16 protein-coding genes are annotated in these 17,045 nt (G+C 67.1%); 6 read left to right on the plus strand and 10 right to left on the minus strand.

The features are described 5' to 3' along the window. Positions 1-13 precede the first annotated feature (13 nt). Complete coding sequence (locus WJ542_RS16740) at positions 14-1,693, minus strand: nitrite/sulfite reductase (RefSeq protein ID WP_411189559.1); 1,680 nt, start codon at positions 1,691-1,693, stop codon at positions 14-16. A 237-nt stretch (positions 1,694-1,930) separates the two neighbouring features. On the opposite strand from WJ542_RS16740, the gene WJ542_RS16745 reads away from it, so the two are divergent. Beyond that, positions 1,931-2,872: a CysB family HTH-type transcriptional regulator gene (locus tag WJ542_RS16745; RefSeq protein ID WP_411190354.1), complete on the plus strand. Its 942-nt coding sequence runs from the start codon at positions 1,931-1,933 to the stop codon at positions 2,870-2,872. Between the two features lie 45 nt (positions 2,873-2,917). Here WJ542_RS16745 and WJ542_RS16750 read toward each other — a convergent pair whose 3' ends face one another. Together WJ542_RS16750 and WJ542_RS16755 are read right to left on the minus strand one after the other, a co-directional pair. Beyond that, positions 2,918-3,217 (minus strand): type II toxin-antitoxin system RelE/ParE family toxin, encoded by a 300-nt coding sequence (locus tag WJ542_RS16750; protein ID WP_411190355.1) that lies wholly within the window; start codon positions 3,215-3,217, stop codon positions 2,918-2,920. Further along, positions 3,207-3,452, minus strand: a complete 246-nt coding sequence (locus WJ542_RS16755; RefSeq protein ID WP_411190356.1) for a type II toxin-antitoxin system ParD family antitoxin — start codon at positions 3,450-3,452, stop codon at positions 3,207-3,209. The genes WJ542_RS16750 and WJ542_RS16755 overlap by 11 nt, the downstream gene beginning before the upstream one ends. A gap of 151 nt (positions 3,453-3,603) precedes the next feature. Here WJ542_RS16755 and WJ542_RS16760 point away from each other — a divergent pair, with 151 nt between their 5' ends. Further along, entirely contained in the window at positions 3,604-4,776 is a 1,173-nt protein-coding gene (locus WJ542_RS16760) for an ABC transporter substrate-binding protein (protein ID WP_411190357.1), read from the plus strand. A 13-nt stretch (positions 4,777-4,789) separates the two neighbouring features. Here WJ542_RS16760 and WJ542_RS16765 read toward each other — a convergent pair whose 3' ends face one another. The 6 genes from WJ542_RS16765 to WJ542_RS16790 all read right to left on the minus strand — a co-directional run bounded on the left by WJ542_RS16765 (position 4,790) and on the right by WJ542_RS16790 (position 11,972). Next, positions 4,790-5,935 carry a Gfo/Idh/MocA family protein gene (locus WJ542_RS16765; protein WP_411190358.1) on the minus strand — a complete coding sequence of 382 codons (1,146 nt, stop codon included), beginning with the start codon at positions 5,933-5,935 and terminating at the stop codon, positions 4,790-4,792. A 39-nt stretch (positions 5,936-5,974) separates the two neighbouring features. Next, positions 5,975-7,024, minus strand: a complete 1,050-nt coding sequence (locus tag WJ542_RS16770; RefSeq protein ID WP_411190359.1) for a sugar phosphate isomerase/epimerase family protein — start codon at positions 7,022-7,024, stop codon at positions 5,975-5,977. A gap of 97 nt (positions 7,025-7,121) precedes the next feature. Next, positions 7,122-8,090, minus strand: a complete 969-nt coding sequence (locus WJ542_RS16775) for a substrate-binding domain-containing protein (RefSeq protein ID WP_411190360.1) — start codon at positions 8,088-8,090, stop codon at positions 7,122-7,124. Between the two features lie 151 nt (positions 8,091-8,241). Next, on the minus strand, positions 8,242-9,267 hold the full coding sequence (locus WJ542_RS16780; RefSeq protein ID WP_411190362.1) for an ABC transporter permease: 1,026 nt from the start codon (positions 9,265-9,267) through the stop codon (positions 8,242-8,244). After that, positions 9,248-10,735, minus strand: coding sequence for a sugar ABC transporter ATP-binding protein (locus tag WJ542_RS16785; RefSeq protein WP_411190363.1), 1,488 nt, complete (start codon positions 10,733-10,735; stop codon positions 9,248-9,250). The genes WJ542_RS16780 and WJ542_RS16785 overlap by 20 nt, the downstream gene beginning before the upstream one ends. Before the next feature lie 178 nt (positions 10,736-10,913). After that, positions 10,914-11,972: a LacI family DNA-binding transcriptional regulator gene (locus WJ542_RS16790; protein WP_411190364.1), complete on the minus strand. Its 1,059-nt coding sequence runs from the start codon at positions 11,970-11,972 to the stop codon at positions 10,914-10,916. Between the two features lie 252 nt (positions 11,973-12,224). Here WJ542_RS16790 and WJ542_RS16795 point away from each other — a divergent pair, with 252 nt between their 5' ends. Together WJ542_RS16795 and WJ542_RS16800 are read left to right on the plus strand one after the other, a co-directional pair. Further along, on the plus strand, positions 12,225-12,878 hold the full coding sequence (locus WJ542_RS16795; protein ID WP_411190365.1) for a protein-L-isoaspartate O-methyltransferase family protein: 654 nt from the start codon (positions 12,225-12,227) through the stop codon (positions 12,876-12,878). Positions 12,879-12,955: 77 nt separating this feature from the next. Next, the gene (locus WJ542_RS16800) at positions 12,956-13,279 is read left to right on the plus strand and encodes a rhodanese-like domain-containing protein (RefSeq protein ID WP_411190366.1); all 324 of its coding nucleotides are present in this window, start codon (positions 12,956-12,958) and stop codon (positions 13,277-13,279) included. 6 nt (positions 13,280-13,285) lie between these two features. Here the strand turns inward: WJ542_RS16800 and WJ542_RS16805 are convergent, their stop codons facing one another. Then, entirely contained in the window at positions 13,286-13,417 is a 132-nt protein-coding gene (locus WJ542_RS16805) for a hypothetical protein (protein WP_411190367.1), read from the minus strand. 542 nt (positions 13,418-13,959) lie between these two features. On the opposite strand from WJ542_RS16805, the gene urtA reads away from it, so the two are divergent. Together urtA and urtB are read left to right on the plus strand one after the other, a co-directional pair. After that, positions 13,960-15,258: an urea ABC transporter substrate-binding protein gene (gene urtA, locus WJ542_RS16810; RefSeq protein WP_411190368.1), complete on the plus strand. Its 1,299-nt coding sequence runs from the start codon at positions 13,960-13,962 to the stop codon at positions 15,256-15,258. 106 nt (positions 15,259-15,364) lie between these two features. Continuing rightward, a complete protein-coding gene (urtB, locus tag WJ542_RS16815) occupies positions 15,365-16,990 on the plus strand; it encodes an urea ABC transporter permease subunit UrtB (RefSeq protein ID WP_411190594.1) in 1,626 nt (541 codons plus the stop codon). The last annotated feature ends 55 nt before the right edge of the window (positions 16,991-17,045 follow it).

The raw sequence follows: 17,045 nt of genomic DNA on the forward strand, positions 1-17,045 counted from the left end.
GTTGCGTGCGGGTTCAGGCGTGCGCCGGCTGGCGCGAGGCGTACACGCGTTCCTTGAACGGTGCGATGCCGATGCGGTCGTACGTGTCGATAAAGCGCTCGCCTTCGAGCCGGTGCTCGACGAACGTATCGATCACCTTCTGCACAACGTCCGGCATCTCTTCGGCCGAAAACGACGGCCCGATCACACGGCCCAGGCGCGCGCCATTGGCGCCATTGCCCTGCTCGCCGCCCAGCGACACCTGATACCACTCCGCACCGTCCTTGTCCACGCCCAGCACGCCGATGTTGCCGACGTGATGGTGCCCGCACGAGTTCATGCAGCCCGAGATATTGAACGACAGGTCGCCCAGGTCGTGGACGAAGTCGAGATTATCGAAACGCGCCTGGATCGCCAGCGCAATGGGGATCGACTTCGCGTTCGCGAGCGAGCAGAAGTCGCCGCCCGGGCACGCGATGATGTCGGTCAGAAGGCCGATGTTCGCCGTCGCGAAGCCCTGCGCCTTCGCCTTTTCCCACAGCGCATAGAGGTCGCGCTTCTTCACGTCCGCGAGAATCAGGTTCTGCTCGTGCGAGACGCGGATCTGGCCGAACGAATACGCGTCGGCCCAGTCGGCCACGGCTTCCATCTGTGCGTCGGTGGCATCGCCCGGCGCGATGTCGCGCGGCTTGAGCGAGAGCGTCACCGAGGCATAGCCCGGCACGCGGTGCGGACGCACGTTGCGCTCCACCCAGCGCGCGAACGCGCGGGTTTCGAGCAGATGCTTTTCGTACGACGTATCGGTATCGGGCAGCTTTTCGTAGGCGGGCGGCACGAAGTGCTGCGACACGCGCTCCACTTCGGCCTGCGTGAGCGTCGAGGGGCCGTCCTTCAGGTGCTGCCACTCCTCTTCCACCTGCTCGGCGAATTTCGCCGGCGAGAGCGCCTTCACGAGAATCTTGATGCGCGCCTTGTAGAGGTTGTCGCGGCGGCCGTAGCGGTTGTACACGCGCAGCACGGCTTCGCAGTAGGTCAGCAGGTGCTGCCACGGCAGGTCGCGCTTGATGATCGCACCGACGATGGGCGTGCGGCCGAGGCCGCCGCCCGCGAGGATGCTCGCGACAATTTCGCCGTCGACGTTACGCTCCAGGTAGACGCCCAGGTCGTGGATCTGCACGGCCGCGCGGTCTTCCTTCGAGCCCGAGACGGCGATCTTGAACTTGCGCGGCAGCCAGGCGAATTCGGGGTGGAACGTCGACCACTGGCGCAGGATCTCGGCCCAGGGGCGCGGATCGACGACCTCGTCGGGCGCCACGCCCGCGAACTGGTCGGCGGTGATGTTACGGATGCAGTTGCCCGAGGTCTGGATGCCGTGCATCTGCACCGAAGCGAGTTTGGCGAGGATTTCGGGCGTCTCCTCGAGCTGGATCCAGTTGTACTGGATGTTCGAGCGCGTCGAGAAATGGCCGTAGCCGCGGTCGTGCTCGCGCGCGATGCGGCCGAGCATGCGCAACTGGTCGCTGCGCAGATTGCCGTACGGAATCGCGATGCGGTGCATGTAGGCGTGGCGCTGCATGTACAGGCCGTTCTGCAGGCGCAGCGGGCGGAACTCTTCTTCGCTCAATTCGCCCGAGAGGCGCCGGCGAACCTGGTCGCGGTACTGCGCGACGCGTTCGTCGACGATGGTCTGGTCGTACTGATCGTATTGGTACATTCGGGGACCCCAGGGTTGGTTCAATCGCGGCGTTCCGGTTACGCCGCGCTCTCCGACTTCGACTTCGCTCCGTTTTGACCTCGCTCATGGCCGGTAGCCTTACAGCCACCCGTCATTTGCTAATGACCAAAACAGATATCCATATTTGGAAAGTTGGGGGAATGGTAATAAACTCGCTTTATATTTCAAACGACTCAAAAATCAGGTCGATATGCAAACAGGTTATAAGGGTTATCTATGAACCTGCACCAGTTCCGGTTCGTCCGCGAGGCCGTGCGGCAAAATTTCAATCTCACGGAAGCCGCCAAGGCGCTGTATACCAGTCAGCCGGGCGTTTCGAAGGCGATCATCGAGCTGGAAGACGAGCTGGGGGTCGAGATCTTCACCCGCCACGGCAAGCGCGTGCGCTCGCTGACCGAGCCCGGGCGCATCATTCTGGCGTCGGTCGAACGCATCTTGCAGGAGGTCGAGAGCCTCAAGCGGGTGGGGAAGGACTACGCGGCGCAGGATCAGGGCAATCTGACCATCGCGGCCACGCACACCCAGGCGCGCTACTCGCTGCCGGCCGCCATCGCCGAGTTCAAGCGCCGCTTCCCGAAGGTGCACCTCTCCATCCTGCAGGGCAGCCCGACCCAGGTCGCGGAAATGGTGCTCCACGACCAGGCCGACCTCTGCATCGCCACCGAGGCCATCTCGGGCTACAAGGATCTGGTGTCGCTGCCCTGCTTCACCTGGCACCACGTCGCGGTCATGCTGCCCGACCACCCGCTGCTGGAGCGCAAGCCGCTCGCGCTCGACGATCTGGCCCAGTTTCCGCTCATCACCTACGACAACGCCTTCGCGGGCCGCACCAAGATCAACGAGGCGTTTCGCCTGCGCGGCCTCTCTCCCGATATCGTGCTGGAGGCCATCGACGCGGACGTCATCAAGACCTATGTCGAGCTCGGCATGGGCGTGGGCATCATGGCCGACATCGCCTTCAACGCCGAGCGTGACCGCCACCTGCGCGCGGTGCCGGTCGGGCATCTGTTCGGCAGCAACGTCACCCGCGTCGCGCTCAAGCAGGGCGCGTATCTGCGCAGCTACGTCTACACGATGGTCGAGCTGCTCTCGCCCAGCCTGAATCGCAAGCTGATCGAACAGGCGCTCAAGGGGGAGCACGAGTCTTACGAGTTGTGAAATGACGCATTCCGGCGCCCCGCCGGTGCGCCGGTCCGACTGAACTTACAGGTGGCGCTCGACGTCCATCCTCTGATGCAGGATCCGGATCACGTCCAACGTCCGGTCCGTTTCGCGGTAGAACACGACGTGCGAGCCGACTGCGTACCGCCAGTACCCGTCGCGCACCGCGCAGGCACGTCCGATCTTGTCGCCGTGCGCCAGCGCCTCCATTGTCGCGACCAGGTCGCGGTGATAGCGGTTGGCCTGCCCGGACGACCACTGCGTGAACGTATACCGCCAGATGTCCTCGAGGTCGGCCACAGCCAGCGGCGTGAGCTGCAGTTGCCGGCCCCTAGCCCCCATGCGTGGCCCGCATGCGCGCGAGGAAGGCTTCGCTGTCAAACGGTGCGGGCGCGCCCGACGCCTCGCCGGCCTTCAGTGCTTCCTGCAGGGCCCGCACCTGCGCTTCATGCGATTCGAGCAGGCGCAGGCCAGCCCGTACGACGTCGCTGACCGATCCATACCGGCCGGACTGCACTTGCGCGTCGACGAACCCGGCGAAATGGTCGCCGAGGGAAACGGACGTGTTGCGTGACATGGTCTGACTCCTGTTCAACGCAACGATCATATACCAATCTTTGGTATTTCAGCCGGTCCCGGCGACGCATTGCCAGCGGGAAAGGAACTGTCTTAGTATTCGGGCGACGTCGGGACCGATATGTCCCTACACCCTCAAGGAGACCTGTTGAATGACTGCTCGCCGATTTGTCCGGCACATGCTGCCGCGAGCGCTCTGTGCCAGTGCGCTCGCCATGGCGGGTGTCGCCGCGCACGCCGACCTCAAAATCGGCATCGACCTTTCGAGCACCGGCCCGGCGGCCGCCATCGGCATCAGCAGCAAGAACGCCGTGCTGATGTGGCCCGACACGATCGCGGGCCAGAAGGCCGACTACATCGTGCTCGACGACGGCTCCGATCCGGGCGCGGCCGTGCGCAATGTCCACAAGCTCATCAACGAGGACCATGTCGACGTGATCGTCGGGCCGAACGTCACGCCGGCCGCGCTCGCGGCGCTCGATCCCGTCGCGGAGGGCAAGACGCCGATGATCACGCTGGTCGGCTCGGCGTCCGTGGTCGAGCCGCAGGCGGGGCCGCGCGTGTGGGCGTTCAAGATGGCGCAGACCGACGCCGCCATGGCCGACGTCATGACGCGCTACATGGCGGCGCACAACGTAAAGACGGTGGGCTTCATCGGCTTTGCCGACAGCTACGGCGACAGCTGGCTCAAGGAATTCACGAAGTTCGCGGGCGAGCGGCACATCCAGATCGTGGCGACCGAGCGCTTCAACCGCACGGACGCGAGCGTCACGGGCCAGGCGCTCAGGCTCATAGCGGCGAAGCCCGATGCGGTGCTGGTGGCCGGCGCGGGCACGCCGGCCGTGCTGCCGCAGCGCACGCTCGTCGAGCGCGGCTTCAAGGGGCCGATCTACCAGACGCACGGCATCGCCACGCCCGAGTTCATCAAGCTGGGCGGCAAGGACGTGGAAGGCACGCTGTTCCCGACGCAGCCGGTTGTCGTGGCGCGCACGCTGCCCGCCGGCGAGCCGGCGCAGAAGGCGGCGCTGGCATTCGTCGATGCCTACGAGGCGAAATACGGCCCGGGCTCGGTCACGCAGTTCGCGGGCGATGCGGCCGGGGTGTATCCGCGCCTTTCGGACGCCGTCGCGCGCGCGCTCAAGACGGCCCAGCCAGGCACCGAGGCGTTTCGCGTCGCGCTGCGCCACGAACTGGAGCAGGCGCACGAGGTGGTCGTGCCGAACGGCTTCGTCACCACGAGCCCGACCGATCACGTGGGCCTTGATCAGCGCGCGAGCGTGATGGGCACGATACGCGGCGGCAAGTTCGTGTATCTCGCGCAGTAAGGCGCGGTCGCCCCTAACGCGCGATCGTCTGCCACGCGCCGTCCGCCGCGCTGCTCGCCAGCACGGCGGCAATGAAGCGCAAGCCTTCTACGCCGTCGTCGACGGTGGTCAGCATGCGGCTCTCGGGCGGCGCGGGCACGCCCGCCTCGCTTGCCGCGATCTGCGCTGCGGCGTCGCGATAGAGCTGCGCGAATGCCTCCAGATAGCCTTCCGGGTGCCCAGGCGGCACGCGCGTCGCATGGCGCGCCGCCGCGCCCGCTACGCGTCCGCGCGTGAGCCGCTCGGCTTCGCCGCCTTGCGGCGTGAACCAGAGGATATTCGGCTCTTCCTGATCGAACGCGAGGCCGCCCTTCGTCCCGTAGACGCGCAGCCGCAACGCATTCTCCGCGCCGCTTGCCACCTGGCTCGCCCACAGCATGCCCCGCGCGCCGTTCGCGTAGCGCAGCATCGCCTGCACGTGGTCGTCCACGCGCCGGCCCGGTACGAACGTATGGACCTCCGCCGCGAGCGCCTCGGGCACGAGGCCGCTCACGAACGCCGCCAGTTGATATGCGTGGGTGCCGATGTCGCCCAGACACCCCGCCGGCCCCGCCAGCGCCGGGTCGGTACGCCAGTTCGCCTGGCGGTTCGCGCCGTCGCGCTCGACGGGCGTCGCGAGCCAGTCCTGCGCGTACTCCACCTGCACGATGCGCACCTCGCCGATCTCGCCCGCCGCCACCATCTCGCGCGCGTGGCGCACGAGCGGATAGCCCGAATACGTGTGCGTGAGCGCGAACACCAGGCCGGCCTCGCGCGCGTGCTGCGCGAGCGCCGCGCCTTCGGCCAGCGACACGGCGAGCGGCTTGTCGCAGATCACGTGGATGCCCGCGTCCATGAAGGCGTGCGCCACCGGCGCATGCAGATGGTTGGGCGTGACGATGGCGACGGCGTCGATGCCGTCGTCGAGCGTCCCCTCCACCCGCGCCATGTCGCGCCAGTCGGCGTAGCTGCGCGTGAGGCCCAGCGCCTCGGCGCTCAACTGCGCACGCACCGGATCGGATGAAAGCGCGCCCGCCACCAGTTCGAAGGCATCGTCGAGGCGCGCCGCGATACGATGCACCGCGCCGATAAACGCACCCTCGCCGCCGCCCACCATGCCGAGCCTGAGTCTTCGTGCCATTGCCTTGCCCCTTCGCTAACCTTGGGTGACCGCGTTCATTCAGATGCCCAGCAGCCCCTTCAACTGAGCCGCATCCACGCCGCTGCCGGCGAAGTCGTCGAAGGCATGCTCCGCCACGCGGATGAGGTGGCGCCGGATGAACTCGACGCCCTCGCGCGCCCCGTCGTGCGGATGCTTGAGCGCGCACTCCCATTCGAGCACGGCCCAGCCCGGGTAATCGTACTGCGTGAGCTTCGAGAAGATCGCGCCGAAATCGACCTGGCCGTCGCCCAGCGACCGGAAGCGCCCGGCGCGCTCGACCCAGCCGCTGTAACCGCCGTAGACGCCCTGCTTGCCGGTGGGCCGAAATTCGGCATCCTTGACGTGGAAGGCCTTGATGCGCGCGTGATAAAGATCGATGAACGCGAGGTAATCGAGCTGCTGCAGCACGAAGTGGCTCGGATCGTAGAGGATATTCGCGCGCGGATGATCGTCCACGGCCGCGAGGAAGCGCTCGAACGTCACGCCGTCGTGCAGGTCCTCGCCCGGATGCAGTTCGTAGCAGACGTCCACGCCCGCCGAATCGAACGCGTCGAGGATGGGCCGCCAGCGCCGTGCGAGTTCGTCGAAGGCCGCCTCGACGAGCCCTGCCGGCCGCTGCGGCCACGGGTACAGATAAGGCCACGCGAGCGCGCCCGAAAACGTAACGTGCGCCTTGAGGCCAAGGTTTTTCGAAGCGCGCGCCGCCAGCATCAACTGGTCGATGGCCCAGGCCGTGCGCGCCTCGCGGTTTCCCCGCACATGCGGCGCCGCAAAGCCGTCGAAGAGCGCGTCGTAAGCGGGATGCACGGCCACGAGCTGGCCCTGCAGATGCGTCGAGAACTCGGTGATCGCGATGCCCGCGTCGTCGGCGATGCGGCGCAGGTCGTCGCAGTAGGCCGGGCTCGCGGCGGCCTGCGCGAGATCGATGAGGCGCGGGTCCGTGGGCACCTGGATGCCCTTGTACCCCAGATGCGCGGCCCAGCCGGCCATATGCTCGAAGCTGTCGAACGGGGCGTCGTCGCCGAGAAACTGCGCCAGAAAAATCGCGGGGCCCTGAATGGTCTTCATCGGCCTCTATCCTCCGTGGTCCGCCGCGCGCCCGGATGCCGGGATGGCACGAAGGCAGGCGCGCGGCAACGGTTGATCATCGCTAGCCCGCCTCAAATCAGAACGGCGAGTCGGGGAAGTAGAAGTCCTTCGCGTTCTCCTTCGTGATGAGCACCGAAGGGATGATCGTCTTCTGCGGCAGCGCCTTGCCCGCGAGCCGCGCTTCGGCCGTCATCTTGATCGCGTCGTAGATGAATTTCGGCGAGTACGAAACGTCGGCGCGGATCAGCGGGTCGCCGTCCATCACGCGCTTGACCATGTCCTTCGAGCCCGCGCCGCCGAACACGATCTTGATGTCGGTGCGCTTCGCCTGGTCGATCGCCTTGAGCACGCCCACGGCCATGTCGTCGTCGGCGGCCCAGACGGCGTCGATGTGCGGGAAGCGCGTGAGGTAGTCCTGCATCGTGCGGAACGCGTCGTCGCGGTTCCAGTTGGCGTACTTCGCGTCCAGGATCTTCATGTTCGGGTAGTTCTTCAGCACCGAGGTGAACGCGGTCCAGCGCTCGTTGTCGAGCGTGGTGGGGATGCCGCGCAGCGCCACGATGTCGCCCTTGCCGTCGAGCTGCTTCGCGAGGTACTCGGCGGGAATGCGGCCGAACGCCGTGTTGTCGCCGGCCACGTAAGCGTCCTGCGCGCTCGTGTCGGTCAGGCCGCGATCCACCACGGTCACGTACACGCCCTGTTTCTTCACCTGCGCCACGGGCTGCGTGAGCGACGCCGATTCGAATGGGAAGATCACGAGCGCGTTGATCTTGTTGACGGTCACGAGGTCCTGCAGTTGGTTCGCCTGATCGGGCGCGTTCGCCGCCGTCTTCACGATGATCTTCAGGTCGGGATGCGCCTTCTCCAGGTCGCTCTTCGCCTTGTTAGCCCACCACACGATGCCGCCCGTGAAGCCGTGGTCGGCGGTGGGAATCGCGACGCCCAGCGTCACCTTATCGTCGGCGCACGCGGTCCCCGCGCCTAGCGTCGCCGCGAGGCCGAACGCGAGTGCGCTCGCGCCGATTGCCCGAATCATCTTCTTCATGGTGCTGTCTCCTAAGGTGCGCTCGCGCGCGAGCGTCTCGGTAAATTGACGTCTGCCTCCTTCGACTGCCGGCCTGCAATGCTGCGTATTGCCTGCTGCGCCTGCTTCATGTTTCGTACTGCGTATCGCGTCTTGCCGTTCCGTGCCCTGCCTACCTGCGCCCGCGCTGCAGGAAAGCCACGGCGATGATCGCCACGCCCTGCACGGCCGCGTTCAGATACACGCTGATGATGCTCGTGAGATTGAGGATGTTCGCGATCACCGAAAGCAGCACGGCGCCGACCACGGTCCCCGCCACGCGTCCTTCGCCGCCCTTGAGCGCGGTGCCGCCCACGACCACGGCCGCGATCGCTTCGAGCTCCCAAAGCAGGCCCGTGGTGGGCGTGGCCGACCCGAGCCTCGGCACGTAGAGCACGGTCGCGACGCCCACGCACACGCCGAGCAGCACATAGGTCGCGCACTTCACGCGATCCACGCGGATCGCCGCATAGCGCGCGACCTGCTCGTTCGAGCCGATTGCCTGGACATGCCGGCCGAACGCGGTGCGGTTGAGGATCAGCGCGCCGCCCAGCGCGACGATCGCGAAGACCCAGACCGGCACCGGTATGCCGAAGAGGCTCGCGTAATAGACCGGCCCGTAGAAGTCGACGAGATTGTTCGGCAGCGTGAGCGCGCCGCCGTCCGCGAGCCACGTCAGCACCGAGCGGAAGATGCCGAGCGTGCCGAGCGTCACGATGAACGGCTCGATGCGTCCGCGCGTGATGAGGAGGCCGTGCGCGAGCCCGAACAGCGCGCCGAGCACGAGCGCGAGCGCAATGCCGATCAGCACGATCGCGAGCGGCGCGAACGTATGCGCGCCCACCCCGGCCGCGAGCGCGTTCATGGTCCAGATCATCACGCCGGCGATCAGCGCGGCCATCGAGCCCACCGAAAGATCGATGCCGCCCGAAATGATCACGAAGGTCATGCCGACGGAGATGATGCCGATGAACGAGGTCCGCGTGAGCACGTTGAGCAGATTGCCGGGCGTGGCGAAATCGCGGTTCAGCGCGGTGCCGAGCACGCAGAGCGCAATCAGCCCGATAAGCGGCCCCACGCCCGCAAGCCGGTGTACGAACGCGGCGAGCTTGCGCACGCGGCCGTGTGCCGCGGCGGTTTCAGTGGGTGCCGGTTGCATGGGCGATCAACTCCTCTTCGTTCAGATGGTCGCTCCCGAGCGTGGCGACGAGGCGGCCCGCGCGCATCACGGCGACCCGATGCGCGAGGCCGATCAGCTCGACGAGTTCGGACGAAATCACGATCACCGCGCGCCCCGAAGCCGCGAGCCGCTGGATCAGGAAATAGATGTCGCGCTTCGCGCCCACGTCCACGCCGCGCGTGGGCTCGTCGAGCACGATCACGCGCGGATCGGGCTGCAGGAACTTGGCGAGCGCGAGCTTCTGCTGGTTGCCGCCCGAGAGCATGCGCGCGCGGCTCGCGAGGTCGCCGGTGCGGATGCCGAACTCGCGCACGGCGGTTTCGAGCGCGCGGCGCCCCGCCTTGAGATCAATGAAGGGCTTGCCGTAGCGCTCGAGGGTCATCAGCGTGAGGTTGTCCTGCAGGCTCAGGTTCAGGTGCAGACCCTTGCCCTTGCGGTCCTCGCTCAGATAGGTGATCCCATTGCGCACGGCGTCGCGCGGATGCCGCAGCGAAACGGGTTGCCCATCGATCTCGACGACGCCCGCGCTGCGCTCGCGCAAGCCCACGATCGCCTCGAAGGCTTCGGTGCGCCCCGCGCCGACGAGCCCCGCGAAGCCGAGGATCTCGCCCGCACGCACCTCGAAGCTCAGGTCCTCGACCCAGCCCGGCACGGCAAGGCCGGTCACGCGCAGCGCCACCGGCGCGCCGGCGCTTGCTTCGGTCCTGGCCGGAAACATGTCGGAAACGTCGCGGCCCACCATCAGGTTCGCCATCTGCTGACGCGCGAGTCCCGCCGTCGCGCTCGCCGCCACGAAGCGGCCGTCGCGCATCACGATCACGTCGTCGGTGATGCGCTCCACCTCGTCGAGCTTGTGCGAGATGTAGACGATCGTCGTGCCGTCCTCGCGCAGTTTCTCCATCAATGCAAAAAGACGAGCCGTTTCGGACGGCGTGAGCGTGGCAGTGGGCTCGTCCATGATGAGGAGGCGCGCATGCCGCGAGAGCGCCTTCGCGATCTCCACGAGCTGCTTCTCCGCGACGATCAGGTCGCGCACCTTCGTGTCGGGATCGCGCGCGAGGCCCACCTGCGCGAGCACGTCCCGCGCCTCGCGGCGCATCGCGGTGTCGTCGACGAAAAGGCCGCGCCGCTTCTCGTGGCCAAGAAAGATGTTCTGCGCGATCGTCAGATGCTCGGCGAGATTGAACTCCTGGTGAATCAGCACGATGCCCGCCTGCTCGGCCTCGCGCGAGCCTTCGAAGCGGCGCGCCTCGCCGTCGACGACGATCTCGCCCGCCGTGGGCGATTCGTAGCCGGCCAGGATCTTCATGAGCGTCGACTTGCCCGCGCCGTTCTCGCCGAGCAGGCCATGAATGCGGCCCGGCGCAAGCTCGAAGCTCACGCCGTGCAGCACGCGCACGGGACCGAAGTCCTTGCGGATCTCGTGGAACTTCACGGCGACGCTCATGAGCGGCCGCGCCTCCTCTCGATAAGGATGTCGTACGCACGGAGTCGCGGGCGGCCTGCGCCGCCCGCCCCGCTCCGCTGGTCCCCTCTGCTTGTACCGCTGCCCCGCTGCTACTCCTGACGCTACTCCTTGCGCTACACCTTGCCGGCCACGCGCGGACGCACGCCGCCGACCTGTCTCATCCGCTTTGCCGCACCACCAGCCGATGCGGCAGCAGCACGCCCGGCACGTTCGCATCCGGCACGGCGAGGCGCTGCAGCAACAGCCGCGCGGCCGTCTCGCCGAGTTCGCGCATCGGCTGCGCGACGGTCGTGAGCGGCGGGTCGACCTGCGCCGCGAGCGCGATATCGTCGAAGCCCACCACCGCCACGTCGTCCGGCACGCGCCGGCCGGCGCCGCGCAGGCCGTTGATCACGCCGACTGCGAGCGTGTCCGAGACCGCGAAAATCGCGTCCGGCGCCTCCGCTTGCCGCATGAGCGCCGCGGCGGCCTCGGCGCCCGCGCCGTAGTCGAGGCAGTTCACGTTCACGCGCCAGGCGTCGCGCGCCTCGAGCCCCGCCTGCGCGAGCGCGTCGAGGTAACCGTCGCGCCGCTGCTGCGCGTAGAGGTAATGCTCGTCCGAGTTGATGAGCGCGATGCGCCGCCGGCCGCGCGCGATCAAATGCCGCACGGCGTCGCGGGCGGCAAGGAAATTGTCGATGCCGACATACGGCACGCCCACGCCCGGATCGAACTCGCAGCACGCCACCCACGGCAGCGCCGTCGCCTCGGCCGCCGCCTGGTTGGCGTGCTGGACCGTCGCCGGGTCGAGGCAAATCGCGCCGTCCGCGCGATGGCGGCGCAGCAGGTCGAAGTAGCCGCGCTCGCGGCCCGCGTCGGCGCCCGTGTCGCACAACAGCGTGAAATAGCCGTGCTGGCGCGCAACGCCATCGATGCCGCGCACGATCTCCGCGTAAAACGGGTTGCCGAAGTCCGGCACCATCGTCAGCAGCAAGCGGCTCTCCGCCGTGCGCAGGTTGCGCGCGAGCTCGTTCACGCGGTAGCCGCTCGTCTCGATTTCGGCGAGCACGCGCTCGCGCGTGGCGGGCCGCACGTTCGCGTGGCCGTTGAGCACGCGCGAAACCGTCGCCACCGATACGCCCACGCGCGCCGCCACTTCCGCAATGGAGCCGCCGCGCTGCGCCCCTGCGTCGGGTTGCGCCGGGTCGGCGGGGTTGCGTCGGAGCTGGGCGGGCATGAGGTCGCGGGCGTCGGGCCGGCAAAAATGTAATCGATTACATTCTTGGTTCGAAACCCGCCAAACTTCAAGCTTCCCGAAGCCAGGATAAATACCGATGCGCGCCTGCGGCCCCGTCTGCGGTCCGCGAGGCGGCACGGCAAGGGGGTTTGATACAATCTCGCGAGCCGCCGGACGCCTTGCGTGGCGGGGTCCAAGCCGCGATCCGAACCGAATCCGAACCCGAATCGAACCACATAACGCCGAGTCACCATGAACATCGAACAAGCGCGTTTCAACATGATCGAACAGCAGATCCGTCCCTGGGAGGTGCTCGACCAGGACGTGCTCAACCTGCTTTCGATCGTCAAGCGTGAGCATTTCGTCCCCGCGGCCTACGTGGATCTCGCGTTCGTCGACTTCGAAGTTCCGCTGCCCAACGGTCAGCACATGCTGGCGCCGCGCGTCGAAGCGCGCGTGCTGCAGGAGCTTGCCGTGAAGAAGCACGAGAGCGTGCTGGAGATCGGCGCCGGCTCGGGCTATATGGCGGCGCTGCTCGCGTACCGCGCGCAGAAGGTGCTGACGGTGGAAATCGACCCGGAACTCGCCGAATTCGCGCGCGCGAACTTCGTCAAGAACAGCGTGCTCAACGCCGAGGTCGCGCTGGGCGACGGCGCGCGCGGCTGGGCTGCCAACGCGCCCTACGACGTGATCTGCGTCTCGGGCGGCCTGCCGGTCGTGCCGCAGGATCTGCTGGAGCAGCTGAAGGTGGGCGGCCGTCTGGCGGCCTTCGTCGGCACCGCGCCGGTGATGGAAGCGCAGATCATCACCCGCATCGACGAGAAGCAATACCGCATCGCCAGTGTGTTCGAGACCTACGTCGAGCCGCTGCAGAACGCCGTTCAACCGCCGCGCTTCAAGTTCTGAAGCCGCAGCCGTTCAGCCGGGCGGCTTCATTCAGTATCCGAAGCGCGGCCCGGCATTTCCACGATATCGAGTTTTCCATGCAGAACCTGACCGCTCCCGCTCTCGCCGAATGGCTCGCCGACACCTCGCGCGCCGCCCCTGTCCTGCTCGACGTGCGCGAGCCGTGGGAGATCGAAACGGCGAAGATCGCCGGCAGCACGTCGATCCCGATGCGCGAGATCCCCGCGCGCAGCGAGGAGCTCGACGACGAGGCGCAGATCGTCTGCGTGTGCCACCACGGCGCGCGCAGCGCCCAGGTGGCGATGTTCCTCGAATCGCGCGGCTACACCAAGGTGTTCAACCTGCAGGGCGGCATTGACGCATGGTCGCGCCAGGTCGACCCGACAGTCCCGACTTACTGATCCGCCTCACTCCTCCTGGCGCAGCACGAGCGCGGCCGTCGAGAAGATCTCCGCGATCTGCGCCTCGTCCGTGATCGGCGGCGGCGAGAACGCCGGAATGTCGCCCGTGCAGCGCGCGAGCACGCTCTTCGCGAGCACGTCCCTCTCGTAGCCGCGCAGAAACACCTCCCAGGCGCGCGCCCGGCGCGCCCTCGCGCGACTCCAGCCCCACACCGCCCACCGGGATACCGCCCACGCCCCCGCCGCGATAACCGCGCTCGCGCTGGATGAGTGCCCCGGGACGGGTGGCGCGCGTTCGCCGCATTCTGATCCGGCTCCCGCGTCCACGCTCATGCGAAACACCGGTGCTGCGCACCATGCCTGCGCAGCGGCGCACCCCTCTCGCGAACGACGCCCCCGCGTCTATGCACGAAGACTCAAGAACGCACTGCGAGGAGGCAAAGCGCCCGAACATGCGCTCTCGTGCACCACATTCGCCCCTTCCCAAACGGCTCACGCGCAACGGCATCGCGCCGCGCGCCTTGATGACTCGGCGCAATGCCGGTTCGATGCATCGGCCATGCGCTGGCACAAGGTTTGCAGAAGCCATCGCGCAAGACAACAGGCCACTCGACACCCGGCGCGTAACCAGATGCGCCGGCTTTCGCGACCTGACCCATCTCAACGCCAAGGGGAAAAGAATGAACCGTCGTAGTCTGTTGAAATTCGGAACCATGTCGGGCGCACTCGCCGCCGCGGGACGCATACCGCTCGCGCACGCGGACACCGACAGCGGCCCGATCAAGGTCGGCGTGCTGCACTCGCTGTCGGGCACGATGGCGATCTCCGAGACTTCGCTGAAAGACACGGCGCTGATGACCTTCGCCGAAATCAACGCTTCGGGCGGTGTGATGGGGCGCCAGATCGAGCCGGTCGTCGTCGATCCGGCCTCGAACTGGCCGCTCTTCGCGGAGAAGGCGCGCCAGTTGATCACGCAGGACAAGGTGGCGTGCGTGTTCGGCTGCTGGACCTCGGTGTCGCGCAAGTCGGTGCTGCCCGTTTTCGAGGAACTCAACGGGCTGCTGTTCTATCCCGTGCAGTACGAAGGCGAGGAAATGTCGCGCAACGTGTTCTACACGGGCGCGGCGCCCAACCAGCAGGCGATTCCCGCTACCGAATACCTGATGAGCAGCGAAGGCGGCGGCGCGAAGCGCTTCTTCCTGCTAGGCACCGACTACGTCTACCCGCGCACGACCAACAAGATCCTGCGCGCGTTCCTGCACTCGAAGGGCGTGCAGGATGCCGACATTCAGGAGGTCTACACACCGTTCGGCCACAGCGACTATCAAACGATCGTCGCCAACATCAAGACCTTCTCGCAGGGCGGCAAGACCTGCGTGATCTCGACCATCAACGGCGATTCGAACGTGCCGTTCTACAAGGAGCTCGGCAACCAGGGCCTCAAGGCCACCGACGTGCCCGTGGTGGCGTTTTCCGTGGGCGAGGAAGAGCTGCGCGGCATCGACACGAAGCCGCTCGTGGGCAATCTCGCGGCATGGAACTACTTCATGTCGCTGCGCAATCCCGAGAACGCGAAGTTCAAGGCGATGTTCGCCGACTGGGTGAAGAAGAACAATCTGCCCGGCGGCAGCAAGCGCGTAACCAACGACCCGATGGAAGCGACCTACGTCGGCATCCATATGTGGAAGCAGGCGGTCGAAAAGGCGAAGAGCACCGATGTCGACAAGGTGCGCGTGGCGATGATCGGCCAGCAGTTCAACGCGCCTTCGGGCTTCGTGCTGGAGATGGACGGCAACCACCATCTGCATAAGCCCGTGATGATCGGCGAAGTGCGCGCGGACGGCCAGTTCAACGTGGTATGGCGCACGAAAACGGCGATTCGCGCACAGCCGTGGAGCCCGTACATTGCGGGCAATCAGGGCAAGCCCGACGTGGTCAGCTCGATTCCCGGCTTCCTGAGCCGTCGCCGCGTGGCCTGATCTTGTCCGCGACTTTGCCTTCGGATCTGCCCGCTTCCTTCTGGAAGGACACGGCATGCGTGCCGTGTCCGCCGGCATCCGCCGGCCGTTCTCCCTGGTCCTGCCCATGAATCTTCGACCTTACCTGCGCGCGGCGGTCGTGACGGCGTCGCTCGTGTGCGCCTGCCCGGCCGCCTTTGCACTCGATGCGGCCGACGTCGCGCCGCTCGCCGGCGACGATTTCGATGCGAAGTCCGCCGCCATCGACAAGCTCATCGCGACGCACGACGCCGCCTCGCTCACGCTGCTGCAGGCGCTGGGCAGCGACGGTGTGCTCGCCACCGATGCCGGCGAGGTCCTGCTTCAGGACGAAAGCGGCAACGCTCGCGACGCCGTTACCGGCAAACCCGTCGAGGCTGGCGTGGCCCAGGCGGCCCAGCCCGTCACGCTCAACAACACGCTGCGCTCGAAGGTGGCCGGCGCGATCTCGGGCCTGCAGCTCGCCTCGCCCGATCTCGAAACGCGGCGCGCCGCCATCGCGGAACTGCTGAAGAATCCCGACCCGGCGATGAAGCCGATGATCGACGCCGCGCGCGCGAAGGAAACCGACCCGGCGCTCAGGAAACGCCTCGACGTGCTCTGGGCCATGACGGCCCTGCACAATCCCGACCCGGCCACGCGCCTCGAAGCGGCGAAGCTCGTGGCCGCGCGCCACGATCTCGACATGTACGAACTGCTGCGCCCGCTCGTCGCGAAGACCGCGACGGGCGCATGGGCCGAACCCGACGTCCAGGTCCGCGCCGCGGCGCAGTCGGGCATCGACGCGCTCGACTCGATCCAGCGCCGCAGCGAGATCTTCGGCACGCTGTTCGCCGGGCTCTCGCTCGGCAGCGTGCTGCTGCTCGCCGCGCTGGGCCTCGCGATCACCTACGGCCTGATCGGCGTCATCAACATGGCGCACGGCGAGTTCCTCATGATCGGCGCCTACGCCACCTATGTCGTGCAAACGCTCGTGCAGCGCTATGCGCCCGGCGCGTTCGACTGGTACCCGCTCTTCGCGATTCCCGTCTCGTTCGTCGCCGCCGCGCTCGTGGGCGCCGTGATCGAGCGGCTCGTGATCCGCCATCTCTACGGACGCCCGCTCGAAACGCTGCTCACCACCTTCGGCATCAGCCTGATCCTCATCCAAGCTACGCGCACGATCTTCGGCGCGCAGAACGTGGAGGTTTCGAATCCCTCGTGGATGAGCGGCGGTGTAACCGTCATGCAGAACCTCATCCTCCCGTACAACCGCCTCGCGATTCTCGCGTTTTCGCTGATCGTCGTGGGCATGGCGTGGACCGTGCTCACGAAGACGCGCCTCGGCCTCTTCGTGCGCGCCGTCACGCAGAACCGCCGCATGGCCGCGTGCGTGGGCGTGAGGACCGCGCGCGTCGATGCCTGGGCCTTCGCGTTCGGCGCGGGCATTGCGGGGCTTGGCGGCTGCGCGCTCTCGCAGATCGGCAACGTCGGTCCCGATCTCGGCCAGAACTACATCATCGACTCGTTCATGGCCGTGGTGCTGGGCGGCGTGGGCCAGATCGCGGGCACGGTGGTGGGCGGCTTCGGCCTCGGGCTCGTCAGCAAGGCCATCGAACCGTTCTGGGGCGCGGTGCTCGCGAAGATCGCGGTGCTCGTGCTGATCGTGCTCTTCATCCAGAAGCGACCGCAGGGCCTCTTCGCCCTGAAGGGCCGCAGCGCGGAGGCATCATGAAACGACCCCCGCGTTCCCTGCGGTCACTCTCGCGGGCGGCCCAGCGAGTACCCAC

It is taken from the genome of Paraburkholderia yinzeri, from assembly GCF_046581065.1.
GTDB lineage: Bacteria > Pseudomonadota > Gammaproteobacteria > Burkholderiales > Burkholderiaceae > Paraburkholderia.